The sequence below is a fragment of the Paenibacillus sp. RC84 genome (genome assembly GCF_041260495.1).
Taxonomy (GTDB): Bacteria; Bacillota; Bacilli; order Paenibacillales; family NBRC-103111; genus Paenibacillus_F.
This window is the reverse complement of the sequence record NZ_JBGBYL010000005.1, coordinates 376,181-399,891: the sequence shown is the minus strand read 5'-3', so window position 1 is coordinate 399,891 and position 23,711 is coordinate 376,181. Positions and strand designations below refer to the sequence as shown.

Below are 23,711 nucleotides of genomic sequence, written 5' to 3'. Positions count from 1 at the left end.
GTTATCAGCTCATTTCTGCTAGTTCGTAAGCATAGGGGATGGATTGAAATGCGCCTTTGCGCTGGACAACTATCGACGAGAAACGGCTGGCAAACTTGACCGCCTCCGCGACATGCCCGAGCTGCTTCCGCTCCTGTCTTCGCAACTTTGTGCAGAAGGACCCTATAAAGCTGTCGCCGGCGGCAGTCGTATCGATCGCGGCAACTTTTTCGGCAGGAATGGATAAATTGCCGTCAGGGTGACAAATAAGGCTGCCCCGATCACCGAGCGTGACGATTACGCACCCTACTCCTTGTTCAAGCAAAGTCGCTGCCCCTTGCACCATATCCTGTTCGCAGTTCGTATCGCAACCGGTGATCATGTGCATCTCGCTTTCGTTCGGGATGAGGAAGTCCGTGACTTGAAGAAGCGCGGGCGGAATCGCCTTGGCCGGCGCCGGGTTCAGCACCGTGACCTTCCCTTCTTCCTTCGCAATTGTAAAAATGTGCTGGATGACTTCGATCGGCACTTCGAATTGAGCCAAAATGACATCGGATAGTTTGATAATTTCTCTGGATTCCTCTATATCCTGCGCTGTAATGGCCATATTCGAGCCGGCGCTGACGACGATCATGTTGCTGCCGCTGCTGCTGAATAGGATCAAGGCTTCTCCCGTAGGCAAATCCGGATTTACGCCGACGTGTTCGGTATGAATGCCTTCCTGCTGCAAGGTAGAAACCAATTGCTTGCCGTATTCATCCGCCCCGACTTTGCCGATAAAGTGTACGGAAGCTCCAAGCCGGGCCGCCGACACGGCCTGGTTAAATCCTTTCCCGCCGGGACCGACAAGTTTCCCCGATGCAAAAATGGTCTCTCCTTCATGCGGTAGGGATTCCAGCAATAAGCTGGAATCCATATTAATACTTCCTAGTATGCATATCTTTTTCATTTTTCTCTCACTCCAATCCTATAAAACCCTCTGTCTAAGTGTTCTTGCACAGCGATCATCGTTACCGCTTAAGAGAACATCACGTAGGACAACACCAGCGTACTGATGATGCCGACTATAATCGGAACAGAGGTCCGCTTGATAACTGCCATCGGGCTTTTCTGAATGATGCTGCAAACGACAATGATACATGCAGCCACCGGCGAAACCGAACGCACAAGGTTCGCGATCAACTGCATCGGAATGGACAGCATCGCCCCGTCAATGCCTACGTTCTGCGCAATGTCGGGCAGCAATCCGACCGAGGCGTAGAATACCGCAAGCCCGCCGCCGCTGATCAAGCCGATAAGGGCCGTGATCCCCGAGAAAGCAAACATCAGGATCATGCCGGCGCCATTCAAATCTTTTACCGAATCGGTCAGCATATCTACAATGCCGAGCGCCTTCAGGCCGTCAACAAGCAAGCTTGCGGCAACAAGCAGCGAAACAACCATCGCAAGCCCGTCCCCCATACCCCGGAAGAATACCATCAGTTCTTCGAACACTTGCTGAATTTTACGTTTACGGATCATTTCGACAATGACTGCAACGATCAGCGAAATAAAGGTGATTTCAACAAGACCGATTTTGATCGATTTAACGAAGATACCGAATACCGTAATCAGGACGAGTGGAAGAATCGGAAGGAAGCCATAATAAGTTGGCGGCAAATCCTCGCGCAGCGTTCCAAGCTTTGATTCGTCGATTGTATCGGTTTCCGGATGTTTCTTATCCATATATTTCTGCCAGAAATAATGCGCGAAGGTCATCAATATAAGCGTCGGAATCGAAATGACGGCATGATATTTCATGACGTATTCCATTAAATCAATGCCCAGCGTCTGAGCGGCAATGACATTATCCGCGCCCAGCGGTGTCGGGATGATCGTCGCTGTTGTCGCAATAACGGCACCTGCCGTCAATCCGGACATGCCGATTCGCTTCAAAACCGGATACAGCGTAGCCATGAGCAGAATGGCAAGGCTCGAAGCGCTCGGAACCACAAGCGATAGCAGGTTACCGACTACGAAAATGACTGGGACGAGCACATAGACCGATTTAATTCCGGATAACGGCTTCATCAAGGTTTGAACGGTCACTTCGTTAGCGCCGATTTTCGTCATATAGGATGAGAAGCCGAATAATACCATGATCGTCATACCGATATTGCCTAAATTGCTTATAAAATTATTTGTAATCGACTTCATCGGGTCAAACCATCTGGAACCCGTCGCCGCTTCCGCGGGTAAAACGCTATGTCCCATAAATACAGCGCCGTATAAGAGTACAATTCCTGCAACGAACAAAACAACGGTGGCATTGACTTTCTTACTGATCATCCAGCCTGCAAGCACGACCACGATCAAGCCAAATATAAGTTCTGTCAAGTCGAGATCTCCCCTCTAAGTTGTTAGATTTATTTTGCTTTCGCAATACATTCGATCGCCCATGTACGGAATGCATCCACGTCAATATCCAGGCAAACGTTTACATTCGGTTCTTTATCGTAACGGTTATTTTGATCCACAATCGTCGTGCCGACCGTGTACACACCCGCATTCTCAACATCCACGAAGTATTTCTGAGTTTTGAATAATTCAGGTTTAACGATATAGGCGATCGCACATAAATCATGCATTTTCAGCCCCGTCTTTAAGCTGCCGCCGCGATAGTGCTGGAACATGGAATACAGCATGTTGCCGGTTTCATTCAAATCGCGAATCTTGACCACGTTATCGGGTGTCAAGGTTGCTTTACGGGTTACATCCAATCCGACCATTGTAATATCCAAGCCTGAGGCAAAAACCATCTTGGCCGCTTCCGGGTCCGCGTAAATGTTGTACTCTGCCGTCTGAGTATGATTCCCTGCAGACGCCGAACCACCCATCAAGACAATCCGTTCAATACGTGATTTGAGTTCCGGGTACATCGCCAGGAACAAAGCGATGTTTGTCAGCGGTCCGATCGGCACGAGCGTTATCTTCTCCTCGCTGCGCATAATCGTCTCGCGAATTGCATGGACGGCGTGTTCAGCATGAATGTTCGTTGTTGGCTCCGGAAACTCGTATCCACCCATGCCGGACTCCCCATGAATGTGACTGCTATCCTCATACGGCATACAGAGGGGTTGTTTTGCGCCTCTGGCAACAGGAGTGCCTGTACCGAAGAACTCGATCAGCTTAAGCGCATTTTGGGTCGTTTTGTCAACGGATACGTTTCCGGCGACGGTTGTCAGCAGCTTGACGTCCAGCGATTCATGGTGCAGGGCTACGCCAATCGCAACCGCATCGTCAATTCCGGGATCCGTGTCAATAATAATAGGAGTTTTTCTTACGCTCATTCTGTTCAACATCCTCTCAAATTGCAAAATTTAACCCTTAGGTTATCCTTCCCTAACAGCTAACAAAATAATAACTTCGGAATGTGTAACCGGTTACCTATTTCGAGTTTATGTTAATTCAATACGAAACTAATGTCAACAAGAAGATCGTTGGAAAGCCTGCATTGACAATCGTATGCCGATACAGTAAGATAATCATATTTATTTGTGTAATCGATTACACCTTAATGAATAGGAGATGAGGGCATCGCAACGATACGGGATGTTTCTAAATTAGCCGGAGTTTCCGTTGCTACCGTTTCTCGTGTCATCAATCAAAAAGGTTATGTTCACGAGGATACGCTGCAGCGAGTTCATAAAGCCATTAAATTGCTTAATTATGTACCGAATGACGTCGCGCGCAGCCTCTCCAAGAAATCGACCAAGACTATTGCGCTGTTCGTTCCGGATATTACCAACCCTTTCTTTAACGAGCTTGCGCTTGCCGTAGAGAAAGTAACACAGTTGTACGGGTATACAACGATCCTGTGCAACACCAATGAGTCAGCCAAAATCGAAAGGCAATACATCCAGAACTTAAAGCAGAAATATATCGATGGGTTCATCATGGCAACCAATACCTTAACGGAGGAGGAAATTGACCAGCTCGATATCCCGATGGTCGCTGTGGACCGCAGCAGCTCTCCCGTCGTCCCCACCGTCACTTCGAAGAATCGGGAAGGGGCTCACTTGGCCGTGCAAGCCTTATTGCAGCAAGGATGCAACAAAATTGCGCATATCCGAGGGCCTAAGGGCTTGTGGATTGCGGAAGAGCGGTGCCAAGGCTATCTTGATTTGGTTGAAAATATGTCATGGTTTACACCTAAGCTTATTGTCAATGGGAATTTCCAGTTAAAAGAAGCGGCTGAAGCCGTGAAAAAGCTGTTCAAAGAGCATCCCGACATTGACGGGGTATTCGCCGGTAATGACCTGATGGCAATCGGTACGCTCCGTGCCTTGCAGGAGCACGGTATTCGTGTGCCGGATCAAGTCCAAATTATCGGCTATGACGGCATTTCGTTAGCTGAAATGGTCTTCCCTGAATTATCGACGGTATCGCAGTCTATCTATGAAATGGGCATGCTCGCCGCGCGAATTCTGATCAAGAAAATTGAACAGAAAGAGTTGGATGAGGAAAACCACCAACTGGAGGTAAAGCTTATCCAGCGTGGAACTACACGACATGGATAATCCTCGGGACAGATTGACTCAGGTTCACGGTTAAAACAAAATAAAAGCTTGGGCCAAATGCGGCACAAGCTTTTTCTAATTTTACAGGTTATTATATCTCCGTGGTTATCGGGGGTCGCCCCATGTTGTTCATCATGAGAAAAGCCCATGTCCGCCAGTGGTTTGCAGGAACTATGCCCGTCAGAACTTTTGCGCAAAAATTGCACATTAGTGGTTCCGGTCGCCGGACAAATAAAGCTCTCTTGCGGTCTGCAGGAACAGTTTCACCCCGTGTGGAGCCTCCTTCAAAGAAGGAACCGCCAGGTGAATCTCTCTAAAAGGCTGTGGGTCAATTGTCCGGATGCGGACATTAGGCGGCAGTGCCGACAGCGACAACGAAGTTTTCGATACGATCGAAACGCCCAGCCCTTCTTGAATCAGGCTCAACGCCGTGTTTATGTTGTGGCCGTCATATTTGGCGCGCAAAGTGGTTCCGAATTGCTGGAACAGCTCGTAAATCGGCGTTACAAACCCACCTCTGCACACAATCATAGGTTCATTGTCCAGATCCGTGATATGGATTGTCGGGCGGCTTTGCAATGGATGATCATCCCGAAGCAGCAGACATAATTCATCTCGGAAGAACGGAATCGTTTCCAGTTCGTTGATCGGCGGAATAATCCATCCGACATCGATCGTTCTGGAATCTAGCCATTTTTTAATCTCGTCTGTGGTCCCTTCGTACAGTTCGAATGTCAGCCCCGGGTGCTTCTCCCCGATCACCCGCAATATTTTCGGCAAGAAGTGCGCGGACACAATCGGGAACGCCCCGACGCGAACGGTGCCGACTTCAAACCCTTTTTCAGCCGTTACCTCCTGCTCTACCTTATTGTAGCCGTGCAAAATGTCTCTGAATATGGCAAGCAAGCGCAAGCCAATATCGGTCAGAGTGACCCCGCTTTTCCGATCCCGTATCATGAGGGTGACTCCTAATTCCGATTCAAGCGCAGAGATGGCGCGGCTTACGGCAGGTTGCGTCATATTCAATTGCTCACCAGCTTTGGTAAAGCTGCCGGTCTCGACTATTTTCACAAACAACATCAGCTGCGAATGTGTCATAACAATTATGGTATCTCCTTTATAATAAACATGCATTTTATTTATCTAGTAAGCTATTGTACCATAGTAAGCACCATCACACAAAGGAGCTGTAGAACCATGCAACTTTCGCGAACACTTACTTTTATCCTTTTAACGTTTTTAGTTATGATGTGGGGGGTGAACTGGCCGCTTTCCAAATATGCACTCGAATTCGCGCCACCGCTGCTTTTCGCCGGCTTGAGGATTTTTATCGGAGGTCTCATTTTGCTTCTTTTCGCTTTGCCGCGTTATAGAAAACTTAATATGAAGCATACTTGGAACATCTACCTGATCTCCGCATTGCTGAATATCATTCTCTTTTTCGGCTTTCAAACTTTCGGACTGAATATGATGCCGGCCGGTTTGTTTTCGACGATCGTGTTCATGCAGCCCGTTCTACTCGGTATCGGAGCTTGGTTGTGGTTGGGTGAATCCATGACTGGTTTCAAAATAATCGGCTTGATTCTCGGTTTCATCGGAGTCGCTGTTATCAGCATAAACGATGGCTCCGGGAATATTTCGTCCGCCGGCATCTTGCTCGGTTTAGCCAGCACGATTACTTGGACGTTCGGTACGATCTATATGAAGAAAACCTCAACTAGAGTCGATGCGATCTGGTTGACTACTCTTCAGATGATTTTTGGCGGAATTGTATTGTTGGTTGCGGGTACTACCGTTGAAAATTGGACGGATATCGTCTGGAACCAGCCGTTCATCTCGACGTTGTCGGTTATTGCGATCTTCTGTACGGCCTTGACCTGGCTCGTTTTCTTTCTGCTTGTCAGATCGGGCGAAGCCGGCAAAATCGGTTCGTTTAATTTTCTGGTCCCGCTCATTGCGATCGTGATCAGCGTTCTCTTTTTGGGCGAAACGATCACTCCCAAGATGGTGGTGGGACTCATTCTAATTATCATAGGTGTTGCACTGGTAAACCTCAAACTGAAATCTCTGCAAAAGCGGGACAAAAAGCACATGGACAATATGAAGACGAGGAGAGACCACGTATAATGACTTCGCCCATCTCCACGATGCCGGAGCGCATGTAGAGTTTACTCAAGAAGCATACAGACGTTTAATAGATTCTAAGGTGCTTTCATTTGAATGACAACCACAAAATCCGGCCTTTTAATTAAAAAAAGAAAATGCTCCCGAACCTTTGGCGAGGGCCCTCGGGAGCACTATGTATTAACAGAATTAAGGAGCAGTGAAGCGATGGTGGAAGCCTTTGAAATGCGGTTCCATATGGAAACCCGCCGCTGGGGTGTACAAAGGTACAAGGCTGCTTTACCGCCTAAATTGCGGAGACGCTATGCTGTTTCAGATTGGAAGTCCTTACTCCAAACTTTTACGTAAGGCGGTTGTCTACATACACGATAGGAAATTACTTTCATCGACTGAACAAGAAGAACGTAAAGAGTTACAGCGGTTTATTGTAAGGCAATTCGCCCCCGCCGATATGGCAGGGGCTTTTTTGTGCGCACAGATACCAGTACACCTCAACTGTTAGTCAGGGGGCAAAGACTTCCGGATTATCGTTTCGCCAGGCGCCTATGCACCCGATTAAACAGGCCGTACAGCTTATCATCCTGCTGCCGGACTCACTGTCCGCATATTGAATTGCGATATTTATGCCCGGCTTGCGCCATGCCAAAATCCGACCGGAAAATCCGGGCCATTCACATTCTTCATCCAGTTCGGGTTGACCATATGCCTTTATCGACTCATCCGGTGTTGAGCGCATCGTGATTCCTTTGGGAAGATCTCCGGGAAACGGAGTTTTAATTCTGTCATCCGACCCGGGCGCAAGAAAATGTATCGCGCCAATGATCCATCCATCTTCTTTTGTATAATTGAGCCCAGTCAGATCATTTATTTTGGGTGCGCGATAAAGATCGATGCGTATCGATGTTTTCACAGACCAGATGATATCGTCGTTAAAATAGCTGTTCGCGGGCGGCATTCGCTTGATGCCGAATGATTGCAGCAAAGCTTGAACATTCTTGGGACTGTATGGATGCCCAAGCATTTCAATGAGCTGTTCAGATGGTTCTTTCATGCTTATATCCCTTCCTTTCGGGTCGGTTGCGGCAGTACATCACGGGCAGAGGCCATATTTTCGCTTGCCGTTTGTTGGAACAGCCAACTTCAGAAATTGAAACCTTTCCCCTTCAAAGGCTGCCGTCCACACAAGGCCATCCAAATAGTAGTTATCCAACTCCTCGGCTCTCCTCGTGGGTGTGCCCAGCTTGGCTTCGATCTGGGATCTTGAATCATTTTGTAACAATCCATAGGGAATCTGACCTACATATTTTCCATGTTTCTTATTTTCTTCCATAATCGTCATGGTTAATTCGTCAAATATATAATCACCCTCGCTTTTCTTGGAGATACCGTTGTTTTCAGCGTCAATATCGAAATGGAGAACGAGACCCTCTCCACTCACAAAATAGGTCGTATTAAGATTCCTCTCCACATTCGGCCGCCAAGTTATCTTGTCCCTCGAAAGCTGATCGACCAAAGGAGGGTAAACGCTGCTGTGTCCCAAATATTCAATATAATCCAGAGGGTTCATTACTTCCACTTCCTTCCTTCCTGCCCTTTAGTTTTAATTATCCCGATTATTCGTTCAAGGGTCAATGTCACATATCCTATAAGTTATCGACAGTATTCCGTAATAACACGAATGTACATGTTTAGTTGAGAATGGTAGGATGAGGAAAACATATTTTGCAGTCGAGAAGGAGAAGAAAGAATTTATGAAAACCTGTGTATACATGGTCAGGCACGGAGAATCACCTAAAATGGAAGGGAACGAAAGAACACGCGGACTGACTTTAAAGGGCGAATCGGATGCACAAATTGTAGCTCGATTGTTGAAAGATGAGGGTATAGACACGTTCATCTCAAGTCCATATAAAAGGGCCATATTAACACTAGAGGGACTAGCCCGATCTTTAGGCAAAGAAATGATTATTATTGAGGAACTAAAAGAAATCGTATTTATTGGTGATGATAAAATACTGCCTGATAAGGAAGTGTATCCGTTAGTAAAGAAGATGTTTTCAGACCCAGACTTTTCGTTGCCTGGAGGAGAGTCTTTTACAAATTGTCAAAACCGTGTTGTAACTATTTTTAAAAACATTATAAGCGAATATAAGGGGCAGAAAGTTGCTATTGGGACTCATGGAGCCGTTATGACGATGATGATGGGATATTTCGACCCCCAGTTTGACTTGGAGTTTTTATTAAACACTTCAAAGCCTGATATCTACAAGATGGAATTTGATGAAGGAATATTAACTAGTACAGCGAGGCTATGGCGGGTAAGTTTGCTGGAACCTAAAGGGCAATAAAACGTCAAAAGCCTGCCGTTGGCAGGCAGGCTTCATTATTTCAGATGTTTCGGGGACCGGTTGATCGATTATTCGGAGCGGTATAGCTGGCCGCATGCCGCGTTAATGTCCGATCCGAACTGAGTTCGGACCGTGATACTGATTCCCTTTGACTTCAAGATCCGAACAAACGCTTTAATCCGATTAGGTTCAGATTGCTGATAGTTGTCTGGCGTAACTTCGGTCGAATTGAATGGAATCAAGTTAACGTGGTAGAGATGTTCCACAGGTCCCCTTCCCCTTAACAACTCGGCAACTGCTTCCGCATGCGCAGCCGAGTCGTTGACTCCCCGAAGAAGAATATACGCAATATACACCTTTCTCCCCGTATGTCGGATGTGACGATCCAATGCCTTCAGCACGTCATGGATTGGGAATCGGTCGTTGATCGGCATCAGCTCGCTTCGCTGATCGTCGAACGGCGAATGCAGCGAGAAGGTTAGATTGACTTGCGGAAAGTCACGTGTCAGCCTATCGATACCCGGCAGCAGGCCGATGGTGGAAACCGTAATTCGCCGATGTCCTAAACCAAAGAGATGCGGGTCGGTCAAAATCGTTATGGCATCAAAAATATACGGGTTGGCGAGCGCCTCCCCCATGCCCATAAATGAGACGCTATCCAAGGCGTGGCCGTTCAAGCGAAAGTGCAGCAGTTGGTCGGTAATTTCGTCGGCGGTCAGATTTCGTTTCAGGCCGATGGTACCGGTGGCGCAAAACCTGCACCCGAAACCGCAGCCGCACTGGGTGGAAATGCAATACGATTTCCAGCCCCGCTCATAAGTAAGCCGTACGGCCTCCACGCGCTCGTCTCCCGCAATGGCGAACAGCACCTTGTTAACCTGTTTCGACGTGAGTTCTTTTACCGGAACGATACTGCAGACGTTCGGACCAAGCATACGGGTCAACTCGTCGCGCAAAAATTGGGGCAGCATGGTCATCCGTCCGTATTCGCCGACGTTGTGCTTGAAAATCGCGTCCATAATCTGAGCATACCGATATTCGGGTTGCTTGAGGTCGGACAATATTTGCCGAATCGTTTCATATTTCGAGGGTAGTCTCATGTCTTCTCCTTACTGCCGGAGAAAACGTAAAAAAAGCAACCGTCAGTCGGCGCTTTGACACGTCGTTAACCAACTATACAGAAAAAGCGCATACAGTTTGCAGATGAATCGCTATGTGCACCTGTCGATAGATGGGTAAACCTCCGGCAACCGAATTGTTTTTTTGTGAACCGCTTCACCTAACAAGAACCGATTCACACAATCATCTACAACCTCGTTCTTCATCGCTTTCATCCTCCTAGAAATGGTTGATCTCTTTCAGTTCCACATTCTTTGTCAAAATAAAAAAGAGCCACAAGAAAGTTACCTTTCTTGTAGCTCAAAAAATACGGCACATCCAACCCTATAAAGGGTAGGAAATGGATATATTTTTTGAATGAAAAGAATAAGGTAACTTTCTTGCCGATAAAGAATAAACCAAATTTTTGTTTTATTCTTTAAAAAGCGGCAAGAAAACTTACATTATCCTCTTCAACTCCGATCGTTAAGTGTCAGCACGATCTTAACATGCCCGCTTCTACATTGCAACATCCTGGATCTTAATCATCCAGTAGACGTCCATTATCATTCCATTGACCGTACATTTTGTTTTCTCTGGTATTTGTTATGAATTTGTCTAATCTGCTCTCAACTAATTACGGTTGATTTGTTATGCTTTGTATCGTGTCGATCCGAACTCTTTTATACAGATCCGCAAATGCCTTGAAATTCTCATATACTTGCTTTTCTTCTTTCAGCCTTTGCTCTATAACCGGATCGATTCGAAAAGAATCGTAATCCATCTTCCTATTTTCCTGCAGCCAAAACCTCAACTCTTCTCTCGATTTGACGGGAATTAAATGATCCATTTCCATAGTTGAGTTAGAATGAGTTACTGTTTGTTGGAAATGACATTATCAAGAAATTGATCTGCGTCGCTATTAAATTTCCAGTTAACTCCAAATTTATCAACCAGCATTCCAAAGCACGAAGACCAAGGAGTATTGGATAACGGCATGATGACATGGCCGCTGACAGACAAATTAGTAAAGTATTCTTCCAGTTTTTGCTTATCATCCATGACCAGACTAATCAGAATATTGTTCCCTTTCACCAGCTCGCCTGTTACCGCCTTCATGGAAGGCAAAATGTCCGACATCATGATTTTCCCGCCTGCGAATTGTATGGAAGACTCCATGATCATATTTAACTCATTTTCCGGCATTGGGTAGTTCGGATCATGCGGGATATCTCCAAATTTCACTTTTTTTACTTCAATTGCGCTTAAAGCCTCCGAATAAAATTCAATCACTTGTTCTGCATTTCCATCAAAATTTACATATGCAATAGCTGCCATAAAGCAATACCTCCTTCTTGTTATACATGTAGTATAATCGACGAAGGGTGACAGCTATATGTCACCATTTTATACTGAAGTGAGAAAAAAAGAGGGAAACCAATGGAAAAAGTTGAGAGATTAATCTCTATCATTATGATCTTGCTGAAAAAAGATGTTGTTTCCACTAACGAATTCGCGCAATTATTTAATGTTTCCAAAAGAACCATTCTTCGCGATATGGAAACCTTGAGCTTATCCAACATCCCGATTTATTCTATCCATGGAGTTCATGGCGGCTACGGTATTATGGATGAATACAAGGTTGATAAACGTCTTTTAAGCAGCTCCGATTTAGAGAATATATTAACTGCGCTCGGCGGATTGGAACAAATTCTAATTAGCGAAGAAGTTGAAATAACGATCAAAAAAATAGAAGCCATGGTTAGCCCATTGGCTCCGAAAAGTTCGATTCAACTGTCTTTTTATGATTGGGAGGGTCGGTCTGAAATTATTCAAACCTTGAGGACGTGTCAAGAATCCATCTTAAAGAGAAGGTTAGTTTCATTTGATTATATAGATAAAAATGGCACCGCGACGAATAGAATTGTCGAGCCCTATCAGCTTCATTTTAGCGAAACGAGTTGGTATCTCAAAGGATTCTGTTTACATCGTATGAGCAATAGAACGTTTAAATTATCTCGGATCGATCATCTTAATATGGATGAACAAACGTTTAGCCCTAGAGATGATTTGTTGGAACAAGAACGCGAGGCAAGTTATCAACCGGAACTAGTCGCAGTCAAGGCGTTGATTTCGCCTGGCATTAAAGATCAGTTCATTGAAAGGTACGGTCGAAAAAGTATTGAAAACTATAGTTCTGAATGTTTATTAGCCACATTTTATGTCCCTCAAAACAGTAACGGATTTCAATTTTTAGCAAGTTTCGGCACAAATCTAAAAATCGTAGAGCCCAAAACCTATGTCGAAAACTTTCGAAATTATTTAAATAAAATGATGGATACTTATTCTTGAAAAAGTTTCGTTTCTCGATAGCATTGCGGCACACTTGACTTTCCCCTGCACGGGAAACTGTATACTCTCATTATCTTATAAATTGGAGGTGATAGTTTGTTTAAAATCAGTGAGTTTTCCAGGCTAAGTAAGGTCACCTTAAAAACACTGCGTTATTATGACCAAATTGGCATACTAAAGCCGCGAAAGGTGGATCACGATACCGGCTATCGTTACTATTCCGCAGATCAGCTTCTTGAGCTCAACCGAATCTTTATCTATAAGGAACTGGGTTTCACGTTGCCGCAAATTATACAGCTGCTCCAGCAAGATATTACATTGGAGAATATTCAAGGGATGTTTAAGCTGAAAAAAAGTGAAGTCCAGCAAATCATCGATACGGAACAAGCCAAGCTCGCCCGGATTGAGGAGCGTATGCAGCTTATAGAAAGAGAGGGGCAGGTCGAAACAGGACAAGAAATCAGGATCAAAGCAGAAGGCGCTCAGCAGTTTCTTTTTCAGAAAGCGTGCGGGAGAGAAGAAGACATTCCAGACCTGTTTCGTACTTTTAATCCATTATTAACAAAGGAAGCTCGCCAATTGGCTCAAGGACCGCAGGTTGTTTTGTGGAAAGAAATAGACGGAAAGGAGGATGAGTTTGAATTTGAAATCGGTTATTTTTTAACCTGCGAGCTTCCATTATCTCCAGATCCGTTTCTACTGAGGACTCTTCCTCCTGAGCCGATGATGGCCACAATGGCCTTTCGTTCGGATTCTAACTTTGCTTGTACAGCCTGTGTTGATTTGGCTAAATGGATTGAGAAAAATAACTATCAGATCAAGGAAAACGAACCTGGCAGGGAAATCTATTTACCGATATCTACAAAAGAAGATGCACAATTAATGGAAATCCAAATTCCAATTAGTCATAGATAACTGGAGGAGGAGCGGATTGAATTGAAAAATAAGCGGATCATCTATGTTCTGGCACTTGCTGCTTTTCTGATCGGAACCATTGAATACATTATTACAGGAGTCATTGAAATGATCGCCGCGGATTTGGGGGTATCTACTTCCGAAGCTGGGTTATTGGTGACTGTATTTGCTCTCTCAGCGGCCATTGTCGCTCCGATTCTGATTGCATTAACGATAAATGTGGATCGCAAGAAGCTGCTGATGGCTGCCCTCAGTGTGTTTATTGCCAGCAACGGACTTATGTTTGTAAACCTTTCTTACGAAACCGTACTTTGGGTACGAATTATTCAAGGAGCTAGCGGAGGAATCACTACCGTAGTAGCCATGGCAGTAGCGACACGACTCGTTGAAAAAGAAAGAAGGGGCAATGCCATCGGGATCATTTTGATGGGGCTTAGCAGTTCGCTAGTGCTGGGTGTTCCAATCGGCACATTTTTTAGTGAGATGTTCGGATGGAGAGTTCTATTTATTGGGATCGGTTTATTAAGCGTTCTTCCATTACTCATCATCTACAAAAAGGTTCCGTCAATCAAAGAAGAAGAAAAGGTTACCCTTAGGATGCAGCTCTCCATTTTAAGAAATTCAAAAATTTTGACCGCCTTGGTCATTACTTTATTTTATGTCGGCGGCTATTCTACATTGTTCACTTATATTACGCCTTTCTTGCAAGCCACATCCTCTCTTTCCATTACCGAAATTAGCGGTGTTCTATTCCTGGCGGGAATTTGCAGCTTCGTCGGATCAAGAGTGGGCGGACTATTGGCAGATGCAAAGGGATCGAAATTCACCATTTGTCTCGGACTCCTGTTACAAGGCGCAACTCTCCTTTTATTCGCTCTAGCCGGTGTCAATCTCTTTGTATTGATCTTGGTTATCATGATCTTTATGTTAGCCACTTGGAGTATTTCCCCTGCCCAGCAGCTATATCTGGTTACACTGGCGCCTAGAAATCCGGACATTGCCCTAAGCGTAAATACTTCGTTCATCCAATTTGGTTTTGCACTGGGATCCGGATTAGGCGGGCTTGTCGTCAGCCGTACATCTGTCCTGTATTTGAACTGGCTGGGTCTTGCCGCTGTAAGCCTAGCTTTACTTCTTGCGATCTTACTATTCAAAAAAATGCGCAGCGGGATTGGAACCCCTATCGTTACTAAATAAAAATGAAATAGACTGAACTGGGGGTGGATTTAAGTGATATTCCTCCCCAAAATTTGCCCATATCCTTCCTTTATATTGAAGTTCCCGACTGAAAATCGGCATATTCAACCATAGGGGCGGGATGTTTTTTCATAACGTACTGCGCCGTAGTTCATAAAAATACTGCACAATCGGATGCTTTACCTTCATCTTCTCGGACATGTTCAAAATTCGCTTTTTTCCAACTCGTCTGTCCACCAAAGCTAGAATATTCAATAAGATATCATGGCTCTCTAGGCTTTCCTCTATAGAAGTGGATAAAAACTTAGTAGCTACAACGATAAAATTTGATTTACTTAATGATGTCTGTGCCGACAAAAGTTCCTTTGCATTTTCTGAACTTTTTCTGCTTCTTGCCATTACTTTTAGACGATCCTCCGGAACCATCCCTTTCGTTTCTTTTCTGACTGCTTCCATTTCTTCATGGCTGATAGGAATTTGGATATCTGGATCATTCTTAATTTCCAACTCCGTCTGATACCATCTGATTAAGTTAGTTACATCGTTCATATTGAGCACGTTCTTCTTATCTACCGTAATATAACAAATCCCTGCTTTATCAGGTAAATAACGGTAGCCGGTTGCACGGTATTCGACTCTTCCATCTAACGCAGGACAAAGAAAACTCTCCAGATTTTGTTTCAATTTGCTCCAGGACATGTGCTCCACCTTGTTTTATAGTAATAACGACCTATTGAGGCAGTCGCTCTATTCTCTATCATACAATAACCAGCGCACAATCCTCTATGTTTGAGTGAAAATACCTCGTCGTAAATGAGTTCAACTTCTTTCTTACGAGCGGAATACAGCATACCACATGTGCGGAGTAGACAGGAAGTACAACATAACCACAGGAATGGGATTTGCTCTTATGACTTAGGCGGCTAAAACAAGCCGCTCTTTTTATTGGGTGCTAACCAAGGACGATTTGTATGTACTATCTCTTTCAGAGTATGAGTGAACGTAGTATTTCTCCTCGCTTATAATACTTAGTCAAATGTTCTATCAGAAGAGCATCTTCCTTGTTCTTTAATAACTCTATTGTCTTAGCAGTAAAATTCCAATTCAAACAACCGGTTAACCATAACAATGAAGGTAGTCTCTCAAAATCTCTTTGTGTTAGCAGTTCTTCTGCACCATATCCCCGTAGCACTGATTTTGCAAGAATTGGAGACATTTCATGAGATGCAATTCCATGAGTTCTAGAGTACCATTTTACTAACCACGCTAGCCCCTCCACTCTATCCGTGTACGTTATGGATTCGAAATCAACGACACCAATAATTTCCTCGTCTTCATTCCAAAGTATATTTAGCGGATTGAGGTCAGATTGAACGATATAGTCATAAGAATCCGTCTTTGCTTTATCTTTATGATATTCAATTTCATTAAGGTAACTTTTTAATATTTCATTTGTGGAGGGCGAAAACTTAGATGAGTCAGCATGATTACAAAGTAAATTGTAAAAATGTTCATGACCTTTACTATGTGACTCTTTAGGAAAAACGACAGTTTCGAACTTCGATGATATGTTATGTATCTTTCGTGCAAAAGCACCAAATTTTTCTGCTACGGATTCCGTACAATGAGTAAGATGTTGACCTTGAATCCACTCAAAAAGTACGAATTTCCATTCTTTATCTACATCTTTTACTAATGTAAATGGTTCTCCATTCACAGTTGAGACGTGTTCCATAAAAGGGATACCGGAATTAAGAAGGTAATTACAAAATCTCAGTTGTTCAGTCAGAATTTCATCTGACAATTTAATAAATACATCCGTTTCATAGCGTTTATTTCCAATAAATCTTGCTGAATAAGATTTGTTATCCACATGAATTTTGAAATGTAAATCTCCATGCCAACTATCAGGTTGGAGTTCTTTTTCAATTATTAAACTACTAGGATTTAATCCATATGGCTTTATTGACATTTTCAGTAACTGTACCTTATCCAAGAAAGCACCTCCACTAAAAGTCATTTTATAACGAGTACGTTCTTTTGCAACAATAACATCAAATTTCCGAGCCTTAGAATAAGCTTATCTGCACATCTCATAGTTACGCACCCTCTTCACTATGAGATATATTGGCGTTACTTTCATTATACTTGGTTCTTCTTGGCGTTAGGAATTGATCTCAACCGACAAAAATTCTTTCAAGTTTTATGTTGTAATCCCCCCTACTTTCAATACATACAGAAACACACTCGCAAAGTATTTTTAATTCTTGATTGACAAACTCTCTTCGAACTATAATTGGATCAATCTTTCAAATGAGGTGAAATGGATGACTTTCCGTATCGTTCGAGGTATTTAGTTTTCGGGCTGGAAAAAACGCGTACCAGCCATCAAGGGGTTAGTCTGCCCTTTTGGTCTCATGAAGCTAAAACATTGAATGATATCGGTCAGCTTCTTATCCTCATTGAAAGGTGGAATAAAAATGAATCCATCGGATTATATAAAGTTTTATGATCAAGTCGGAAAAATCAACGGTTGGGATTTCAGCAATGTGAAATGTGTCTCCGAAGGAATAAAATGGGACTTCTACAATGAAGTAATGAAGACATGCAAGAGGTCGGATATATTGCTTGACATCGGTACTGGCGGCGGAGAAGCGATTTTGTCAATAGCTGAATCTGCACTCCTTCTAGTTGGGATTGACCAATCCACTGGAATGATAGATACCGCAACTAAAAATTCTGCTAAATCAGGCGTACCTAATGTACGTTTTCTAAAGATGGACGCTGAAAATTTGGAGTTTCCTGCCGACTTTTTTAATGTTATTTCGTGTAGACATTCGGAATTCTTTGCTAAAGAAATTGCAAAAGTTTTAATTCAGGGTGGTACATTCCACACTCAGCAAGTAAGCGAAAACGACAAATCAAATATTAAAGAAGCGTTTGGAAGAGGACAGGCTTTTGGAACAAAGGCAGGTACATTAAAGCATCAATATATTACTGAATTAAGCGAAGCAGGCTTTAGCGATATTCAGTCATTTGAATGTAATGTTATTGAATATTACCAAACGGCTGAAGACCTGATTTTTTTACTAAAACACACTCCAATTATTCCCGACTTTGGACGGACTAAGATCGATTTCCAAATACTCCAACAATTTATTAAAGAAAATCAAACTGAGAAGGGTATTAGAACAAATTCGGAACGCTTTATAATAACTGCTAAGTTATAGAAATTGTATACAAAAAGGATACTCGTTAATCGGGTATCCTTCTTGTTATCCTTTATAAAATAGAGAGTTTTGAAATGCAGGAGCGACCAGAAGAGGAATTGGAGTGGTCACATAGAATAATACTACGTCCCTTCCAATTACTGGTCAACATGGGGTGTTCATTTGAGAAGAACCGAAATTTCTCCTTGGACGGAAAACTGGTTTGATCTATACCATAAAGAAGAAATCTTATTAGAATCCATATTCTCGAACGAGTTCCTTGATATCCATCATATCGGAAGCATTTCCGTTCCCCAGATTGGGTTTGCAAGCCAATTATTGATATTCTAATTATCGTCAAGGATATTACCAAGGTAGACGATAATAACGAACAAATGATTCTCATTGGCTATAAACCACGAGGGGGAACAAGGAAATGTTGGTCGCCGATATTTTTCAAAAGGTGGAGACCATAGAACTCATCACGTACAAATCTACGAACTGGGAAATATCAACATCGAGTATCACTTAAACTTCAAAGAATATGGCTATATACTAGATTGATTGGTTGGTGACTTAGTTGATTACAAATCTTTATCTTGTTCGACATGCTCATTCTACTTATTCTGCTGATGAATTAAATAGACCCCTATCAGAACGTGGAAAAGAGGACGCTCGGAAAGTTACTGAAATACTGAAAAATGAAAGTATAAGTGTCCTGATTTCAAGTCCATATAAAAGAGCAATACAAACTATTGAAGGGTTAGCTGGAATATATGGCGTTGATACAGTCATCGAAGAAGACTTTAAAGAAAGGTTATTATCTGAAGAGCCTGTCGATGACTTTGACAGTGCAATAGCAAAGGTATGGGAGGACTATTCCTTTTCTTGGGAGGGGGGAGAATCCAACATTCTTGCCCAGAATAGGGGAGTTCGAGCGTTCGAAAAAGTATTGGAACGATATGAAGGTAAAAATATTGGAATCGGAACACATGGTAATATCATGGTTTTAATTATGAATTTCTTAGATAAAAGGTTCGATTTCACATTTTGGAAGCAGTTGGATATGCCTGACATATATAAGTTAAGTTTCGACAATCGGAGACTTATTGAAGTAAAACGCATATGGGACAGGGGTTAATTATGTAAAAAGCCCTGTTCATAGGGCTTGGAAAAATATAGTGTTCTGATATGCGGGCATAAACAGTTCCTGAAAGAAGCTGATTTGAAGCCGCTGAAAGCTTGTAAGCTTGCAAGTTTGTGACTGATCAGCATTCAAGTTTATCTTGAGCGGGCAAAAATTTTACGTCGATCGTAAGCAAAAAAGATCATCGACAAACCTAAAATCGCACAGATCAGGTACATAAACGAGTACGAAGAAAGATCCGCGACGGGGCCCATCACGACGCCGCCCAGCGAAACGCCTAAATCGGCCGTAGCGATAAATAAACCGAGCAGCACATTGCGATCATGCTGCGGCAATACAAAAGTCAAATACGTCGTTAAGGTCGGATAAAGCAGGGCCTGAGCGATGCCTGTTAAACCTGCGCCGACATAAAAAAACACCGTTCCGCCGGCTGCGGAAAAGCTTACACATTGCGCTCCTGCGGCTAATATCAGCATAATCACCATCATAAAGGACGAATGCCACTTTCCGTCCGAAGGAATTTTCTTCCTAAGTACAAAACGCGCTGCCACTACGGCCGTCGCCTGAATCATCAGATAAATGGCCGCGTTTCCGTTTTCGATCTGCATGGCATATAGGGGAATAAAGGTTGTCACCGCTCCGAATACAAGGGAAGCTGTCAGCATCAGAACGCTGCATTTGAATAGATGCGGGTTTTTAACCAGATGGCCGAAGGAGTGGAGCATCGTGGCGCCAGGTCCCGACTGACCGACAGCGGGTTCGGCCTCTTTTTTTTCCATCCCGGCACTATAGCCCACCACTCCGGTAAGTATGGCAATCGTAATCATGGCCGTTATAAAATAACGGCTATCCGCCGTTTGCCACATGCCCAAAGCCAGCAGAGGACCTATAATATTCGGCATGGAAGCGCATAAGGAATACATCGAGATGCCTTGTGACCGGTCCTTATCCGGCAGCGCGTCTATAATACCAAGCTGCAGGGCCATGGAGAAAAAAGCGGTGCAGACCCCTTGCAGCATACGGGCCGCGAAGTATCCCCCGAGCCCTGTAAACGTGTACAGGAGTAAGGCTAACCCGTTTATAACAAGAATCGTGCGCAGCACTTTAATCGGACCGTGCTTGTGAATCACATGACCCGCCCAGGGCCGGAAAAACATCGTTGTAAATAAGTACGCCCCCATAATGATCCCGATCGTTGTATTCGTGGCCCCCAGCGATTCGCCCTTCAATGGAATGATGACGTTTAAAATGGAGTTGGCGCTGAAATACAATAGAGTCAACATATACAGCCTCAGAAAAGGCCAGGACAAAGCTCCTCTCACCGTTCTTGCTCCTTCCCGAATTCTCTCTGTCCGCCCCATAACGTTAGGTAATGATCAGCTGCAATAATTTCCTTGCATACGCGGATTGAACGTCTTTTAAGTGTGCGATGTTCACCGTCTCTTCGATCCGGCCCTGTCGCATGAAAACGACCCTATCGCAAATATAGGCGGCAGCCTGGATGTCATGGGTGATGAAGATGTATCCCATGCCGTAAATTTCCCTCAATCTTTTGAGCAACTCAAGCACCTGGATTTGAACCGAACCATCCAGCGAGCTGATGGCTTCGTCCAACAACATACATTTCGGCTCGGTTGAAACAGCTCTGGCTATGCACACCCGTTGAGCTTCTCCGCCCGATAATTCATGAGGGTATTTGGTCCGATAGGACGAGTCCAGTCCGACTTGATGCAGCAGCAGATCAATCTTACCCGAAGCCTCCTTTCGGGCTTTGTTTTGCAGCTTCAAGGGTTCCATAATAGCCTGCTCAACCGTATAAAACGGATTAATGGAGGAGGTATAATCTTGAAAAACAGCGCTAATGTTCCCCCGTCTCGCATTCCGCGCCCCTATCCTCTTTCCCTCGAATAGAACGGTTCCTTGATCCGGCTCCTCAATCCCTATGATCAATCGGCCCAGTGTGGATTTGCCGCTTCCGCTTTCTCCGATGATGCCCAGGCATTCCCCTTGCCCGCATTCGAAGCTGATGTCTGCTAACACGTTTTGTTTTTTCGCGGAAAATAAGCCGCCCGTTTTGTACGATTTCCCGACGCCTTTAACCCTCAGCATGGCTGACGCCTCCCATTAGGTTCCTAAAATGATGATTCAGCGAAAGCTTCGAGGAGACCAAATAGCGGGTATATTCGTGGCGTGCTTCAGAGAAAATGGCCGGAGTCGGCCCTCTTTCCACCACTTCTCCCTCTTTCATAACCAGCACCTCATCCGCAAGTTTTCGGACGATGCCCAGGTCGTGCGAAATAAAAATCATGGAGCACCCCATTCTCTCCCGCAATTGCGCAAACTGTTCAACGACCTCGAATTGGGAGATCGTATCCAGTGCCGTAGTCGGTTCGTCCGCGATTACGAGATCCGGTTCCAGCACAATAGCCAGCGCAATCATCACGCGCTGAAGCATGCCCCCCGAAAGCTGGTGCGGATACTTGTTCATCACCGCTATCGGATCTTGGAGCATCACGCTTTCCATCGCTTTTGTCATCTTCGCCGTTATTTCGTCGCGGCTCCAGCCGAAATGTTCGGCAAGCGTTTCTTTTAAATGAACCCCGACCACACAAGAGGGATCGAAGGCTCGCATGCCGTTTTGCAAAATCATGCAGAGCTGCTTTCCTCTTCTTTTTCTCATTTCTTTCTCGGGCAGCTCGCTTAAGTTTACTCCGCCAAACAGAATGTCTCCGGATTGGCGGATATTAGCTTTAGTCAATCTCATAACGGCCCTGCAGGTTAGAGACTTCCCGCTTCCGCTTTCTCCGACGATGGCCAGACAGCTTCCCTGCTTTACATGAAAGGAACTGTTCGGGATCATCACTTCGCCGGTCAGGTGATCCCAAACTTTTAAATTTTTCACTTCTAAACTATTCATGACCGGATTAAGCCACCCCATTTCCTTGAATCGCCGTACCGGCAGCGACGGTCTGACCTTGCGGCTTTTGATTGGAAATCCTTAATTTAGGATCTAACGCAGCTTGGAGCGCATCGGACAGAAAATTGACAGCCGACACGACAAGAACGATCGCTAAACCCGGCGCTAACATAAGTTCCGGCTTCGAGAACATGACTTCCCTTGCCTCATTCAACATCATGCCCCACTCTGCATTCGGAGCTTGAACGCCTAAACCGAGGAAGGAGAAGCCGGATAACTGCAAAATCATGGAACCGAAAGAACTGCTTGACAGAACGGCAATGTCGGGAAGCGAAACGGGCACAATATGCTTGACCATAATTTGAACGCTGCCGGCGCCAAGCGCTTTAGAGAACTTCACATAGTCCGCTTCGGCGTATTGCATGACAGACGTTCGGATGACGCGGGCAAACCATGCCCATTTCGTACATACAAACGCGATCAATATATTTTCAAAGCCTACGCCCACAATACCGATCACGGCCAAGATCATGACATAACCCGGAAAAGAAAGCATCACATCGCAAATTCTCATCACGACGGCATCTGTTCTTCCCCTGAAATACCCGGCAATAAAGCCGAAAAAGGCACCAATCCCTACCGTTAGGATCAAGGCGGCCATTACCCAGAGCACGCTTGGCCGGATCCCGTATATTAATCTGGATAAAACACATCGCCCCAGGTGATCGTTGCCTAACAGATATTCCAGCGACGGACCCGCAAACCGAAGCTCCATATGCACTTCCCCGGGAGCATGCGGCGCAATCAGAGGGGCAAAGATCCCGGCAGCCATGGTTGTAACGAGAATGAATAAAGATAGGACAGCCGGCTTGTCTCTCACGACCGATTTAAATCGTTCCATTACATCCCCTTCCTTAGTTTGGGATTCATCGCCGCAAGAATCATGTCCGACAAGGTATTGAACAGAACGAAGGCCGCCGCCAACACAAGGACATAAGCTTGGATGATCGGGAAATCCCGGCTTAGAATGGATTTGACACTTAACGTCCCCAGACCGGGCCACGCGAACAGGTTTTCTACAACGACCGTGCTTCCCAGAATAATGGGGATGGCCATACAAAACACGGAAATGGCCACCTGAAGCGAGTTTCTTAGGATATGCATCGTTATTTTTCTTTCCGGTAAACCGCTTGCCCTGCCGTACAACACATAGTCCTCGTTCAACTGGCCGATCATGGAGCTTCTGACGATCCGAAAGTAAATGCCAGTATAACTGATCGTAATCACGGCAACCGGTAATAGGTAACTTTTGAAGGAGTCCATGCCGCTTGTCGGGAGAAGATCCAGATGGACGGAAAAATACCATGCCATAAGCGACGCAAGCCAGTACGACGGCATAGAAGTCAGTAAAAACGAGACCCCTCTAACCGATTTGTCCATCCTTTTCCCTTCTTTCCATGCGCAGATCACGCCTAGGACAATAGATAGGACAATAATGGCAGCCATCGAAACCAGCGTCAGCTTTAAGGTATTCAGAAAAGCGGGACCCAGCAAGGACCAGACCGGTTTTCCCGTCACGTACGAATCGCCGAAATCGAGCTGCAGGCAGGAAACGAGCCAATTGAAATAACGGGTTAGAAACGGCTGGTCCAGTCCGAGCGCCCCTTTCGTTTCCGCGATTAATTCTTCGGTTATATTCGGCACGCCTTGCGCGTGCAGGACTACTTCGGCCGGGTCCATAGGAGACAGATGATTTAAAACAAACGTTAAAAAGGATATAATCACAAGCAAAGGAAGCGATAGTAAAGCTCTTTTGAGGATATAACTGCCCATAGCCATCTCCTTTTTTGCACATGGCGCCAAGTG

At 44.7% G+C, this 23,711-nt stretch carries 24 protein-coding genes and 1 pseudogene; 9 read left to right on the top strand and 16 right to left on the bottom strand.

The window, feature by feature from the left end; all coding sequences use genetic code 11:
- Positions 1-4: 4 nt before the first annotated feature.
- The 3 genes from rbsK to rihC form a co-directional block, all read right to left on the bottom strand.
- On the bottom strand, positions 5-928 hold the full coding sequence (gene rbsK / locus ABH899_RS14395; RefSeq protein WP_369997287.1) for a ribokinase: 924 nt from the start codon (positions 926-928) through the stop codon (positions 5-7).
- 68 nt (positions 929-996) lie between these two features.
- On the bottom strand, positions 997-2,355 hold the full coding sequence (gene dcuC, locus ABH899_RS14390; protein ID WP_009676661.1) for a C4-dicarboxylate transporter DcuC: 1,359 nt from the start codon (positions 2,353-2,355) through the stop codon (positions 997-999).
- Between the two features lie 29 nt (positions 2,356-2,384).
- The gene (rihC, locus tag ABH899_RS14385; RefSeq protein ID WP_369997284.1) at positions 2,385-3,308 is read right to left on the bottom strand and encodes a ribonucleoside hydrolase RihC; all 924 of its coding nucleotides are present in this window, start codon (positions 3,306-3,308) and stop codon (positions 2,385-2,387) included.
- A 246-nt stretch (positions 3,309-3,554) separates the two neighbouring features.
- On the opposite strand from rihC, the gene ABH899_RS14380 reads away from it, so the two are divergent.
- Positions 3,555-4,538, top strand: coding sequence for a LacI family DNA-binding transcriptional regulator (locus ABH899_RS14380; protein ID WP_369997430.1), 984 nt, complete (start codon positions 3,555-3,557; stop codon positions 4,536-4,538).
- A gap of 207 nt (positions 4,539-4,745) precedes the next feature.
- Here ABH899_RS14380 and ABH899_RS14375 read toward each other — a convergent pair whose 3' ends face one another.
- Positions 4,746-5,636 carry a LysR family transcriptional regulator gene (locus ABH899_RS14375; protein WP_369997281.1) on the bottom strand — a complete coding sequence of 297 codons (891 nt, stop codon included), beginning with the start codon at positions 5,634-5,636 and terminating at the stop codon, positions 4,746-4,748.
- A 99-nt stretch (positions 5,637-5,735) separates the two neighbouring features.
- Between ABH899_RS14375 and ABH899_RS14370 the strand changes: the two genes are divergently transcribed.
- Positions 5,736-6,665: a DMT family transporter gene (locus ABH899_RS14370; RefSeq protein WP_369997278.1), complete on the top strand. Its 930-nt coding sequence runs from the start codon at positions 5,736-5,738 to the stop codon at positions 6,663-6,665.
- A gap of 499 nt (positions 6,666-7,164) precedes the next feature.
- On the opposite strand, the gene ABH899_RS14365 is transcribed toward ABH899_RS14370, so the two are convergent.
- On the bottom strand, positions 7,165-7,713 hold the full coding sequence (locus ABH899_RS14365; protein ID WP_369997275.1) for a hypothetical protein: 549 nt from the start codon (positions 7,711-7,713) through the stop codon (positions 7,165-7,167).
- Positions 7,714-7,752: 39 nt separating this feature from the next.
- Complete coding sequence (locus tag ABH899_RS14360; RefSeq protein WP_369997427.1) at positions 7,753-8,229, bottom strand: hypothetical protein; 477 nt, start codon at positions 8,227-8,229, stop codon at positions 7,753-7,755.
- Between the two features lie 184 nt (positions 8,230-8,413).
- Here ABH899_RS14360 and ABH899_RS14355 point away from each other — a divergent pair, with 184 nt between their 5' ends.
- Positions 8,414-9,010, top strand: a complete 597-nt coding sequence (locus ABH899_RS14355; protein WP_369997424.1) for a histidine phosphatase family protein — start codon at positions 8,414-8,416, stop codon at positions 9,008-9,010.
- 68 nt (positions 9,011-9,078) lie between these two features.
- Here the strand turns inward: ABH899_RS14355 and ABH899_RS14350 are convergent, their stop codons facing one another.
- From ABH899_RS14350 to ABH899_RS14340, 3 genes and pseudogenes are all read right to left on the bottom strand, one after another.
- On the bottom strand, positions 9,079-10,110 hold the full coding sequence (locus ABH899_RS14350) for a Cfr family 23S rRNA (adenine(2503)-C(8))-methyltransferase (RefSeq protein ID WP_369997272.1): 1,032 nt from the start codon (positions 10,108-10,110) through the stop codon (positions 9,079-9,081).
- Between the two features lie 539 nt (positions 10,111-10,649).
- A pseudogene (locus tag ABH899_RS14345) lies at positions 10,650-10,892 on the bottom strand (YdeI/OmpD-associated family protein); the annotation flags it as partial.
- Positions 10,893-10,981: 89 nt separating this feature from the next.
- The gene (locus ABH899_RS14340; RefSeq protein ID WP_369997270.1) at positions 10,982-11,446 is read right to left on the bottom strand and encodes a VOC family protein; all 465 of its coding nucleotides are present in this window, start codon (positions 11,444-11,446) and stop codon (positions 10,982-10,984) included.
- A 102-nt stretch (positions 11,447-11,548) separates the two neighbouring features.
- Here ABH899_RS14340 and ABH899_RS14335 point away from each other — a divergent pair, with 102 nt between their 5' ends.
- The 3 genes from ABH899_RS14335 to ABH899_RS14325 all read left to right on the top strand — a co-directional run bounded on the left by ABH899_RS14335 (position 11,549) and on the right by ABH899_RS14325 (position 14,572).
- Positions 11,549-12,460: a helix-turn-helix transcriptional regulator gene (locus tag ABH899_RS14335; RefSeq protein WP_369997267.1), complete on the top strand. Its 912-nt coding sequence runs from the start codon at positions 11,549-11,551 to the stop codon at positions 12,458-12,460.
- Between the two features lie 96 nt (positions 12,461-12,556).
- Positions 12,557-13,375, top strand: a complete 819-nt coding sequence (locus ABH899_RS14330; protein ID WP_369997264.1) for a MerR family transcriptional regulator — start codon at positions 12,557-12,559, stop codon at positions 13,373-13,375.
- Positions 13,376-13,396: 21 nt separating this feature from the next.
- Positions 13,397-14,572 carry an MFS transporter gene (locus ABH899_RS14325; RefSeq protein ID WP_369997261.1) on the top strand — a complete coding sequence of 392 codons (1,176 nt, stop codon included), beginning with the start codon at positions 13,397-13,399 and terminating at the stop codon, positions 14,570-14,572.
- Between the two features lie 129 nt (positions 14,573-14,701).
- On the opposite strand, the gene ABH899_RS14320 is transcribed toward ABH899_RS14325, so the two are convergent.
- Both ABH899_RS14320 and ABH899_RS14315 read right to left on the bottom strand, forming a co-directional pair.
- Positions 14,702-15,271, bottom strand: coding sequence for an SF0329 family protein (locus tag ABH899_RS14320; RefSeq protein WP_369997258.1), 570 nt, complete (start codon positions 15,269-15,271; stop codon positions 14,702-14,704).
- Positions 15,272-15,557: 286 nt separating this feature from the next.
- Positions 15,558-16,568 (bottom strand): phosphotransferase enzyme family protein, encoded by a 1,011-nt coding sequence (locus tag ABH899_RS14315; RefSeq protein ID WP_369997256.1) that lies wholly within the window; start codon positions 16,566-16,568, stop codon positions 15,558-15,560.
- Positions 16,569-17,052: 484 nt separating this feature from the next.
- On the opposite strand from ABH899_RS14315, the gene ABH899_RS14310 reads away from it, so the two are divergent.
- The 3 genes from ABH899_RS14310 (at position 17,053) to ABH899_RS14300 (ending at position 18,922) form a co-directional block, all read left to right on the top strand.
- Positions 17,053-17,802 carry a class I SAM-dependent methyltransferase gene (locus ABH899_RS14310; RefSeq protein WP_369997253.1) on the top strand — a complete coding sequence of 250 codons (750 nt, stop codon included), beginning with the start codon at positions 17,053-17,055 and terminating at the stop codon, positions 17,800-17,802.
- Between the two features lie 314 nt (positions 17,803-18,116).
- Positions 18,117-18,257 (top strand): hypothetical protein, encoded by a 141-nt coding sequence (locus ABH899_RS14305; protein WP_369997421.1) that lies wholly within the window; start codon positions 18,117-18,119, stop codon positions 18,255-18,257.
- A gap of 107 nt (positions 18,258-18,364) precedes the next feature.
- Positions 18,365-18,922: a histidine phosphatase family protein gene (locus ABH899_RS14300; protein ID WP_369997419.1), complete on the top strand. Its 558-nt coding sequence runs from the start codon at positions 18,365-18,367 to the stop codon at positions 18,920-18,922.
- Positions 18,923-19,062: 140 nt separating this feature from the next.
- On the opposite strand, the gene cntE is transcribed toward ABH899_RS14300, so the two are convergent.
- The 5 genes from cntE to opp1B are packed head-to-tail and all read right to left on the bottom strand — an operon-like array spanning position 19,063 to position 23,678.
- Complete coding sequence (cntE, locus tag ABH899_RS14295) at positions 19,063-20,250, bottom strand: staphylopine family metallophore export MFS transporter CntE (RefSeq protein ID WP_369997250.1); 1,188 nt, start codon at positions 20,248-20,250, stop codon at positions 19,063-19,065.
- A 43-nt stretch (positions 20,251-20,293) separates the two neighbouring features.
- A complete protein-coding gene (locus ABH899_RS14290; RefSeq protein WP_369997248.1) occupies positions 20,294-21,037 on the bottom strand; it encodes an ABC transporter ATP-binding protein in 744 nt (247 codons plus the stop codon).
- Positions 21,024-21,845 (bottom strand): staphylopine uptake ABC transporter ATP-binding protein CntD, encoded by an 822-nt coding sequence (gene cntD / locus ABH899_RS14285; protein ID WP_369997245.1) that lies wholly within the window; start codon positions 21,843-21,845, stop codon positions 21,024-21,026. Before cntD ends, ABH899_RS14290 begins: the two co-directional genes overlap by 14 nt.
- A 7-nt stretch (positions 21,846-21,852) precedes the next feature.
- Positions 21,853-22,746 (bottom strand): staphylopine uptake ABC transporter permease subunit CntC, encoded by an 894-nt coding sequence (cntC, locus tag ABH899_RS14280; RefSeq protein ID WP_369997242.1) that lies wholly within the window; start codon positions 22,744-22,746, stop codon positions 21,853-21,855.
- Positions 22,746-23,678: a nickel/cobalt ABC transporter permease gene (gene opp1B, locus ABH899_RS14275; protein ID WP_369997239.1), complete on the bottom strand. Its 933-nt coding sequence runs from the start codon at positions 23,676-23,678 to the stop codon at positions 22,746-22,748. The genes cntC and opp1B overlap by 1 nt, the downstream gene beginning before the upstream one ends.
- Positions 23,679-23,711 lie beyond the last annotated feature (33 nt).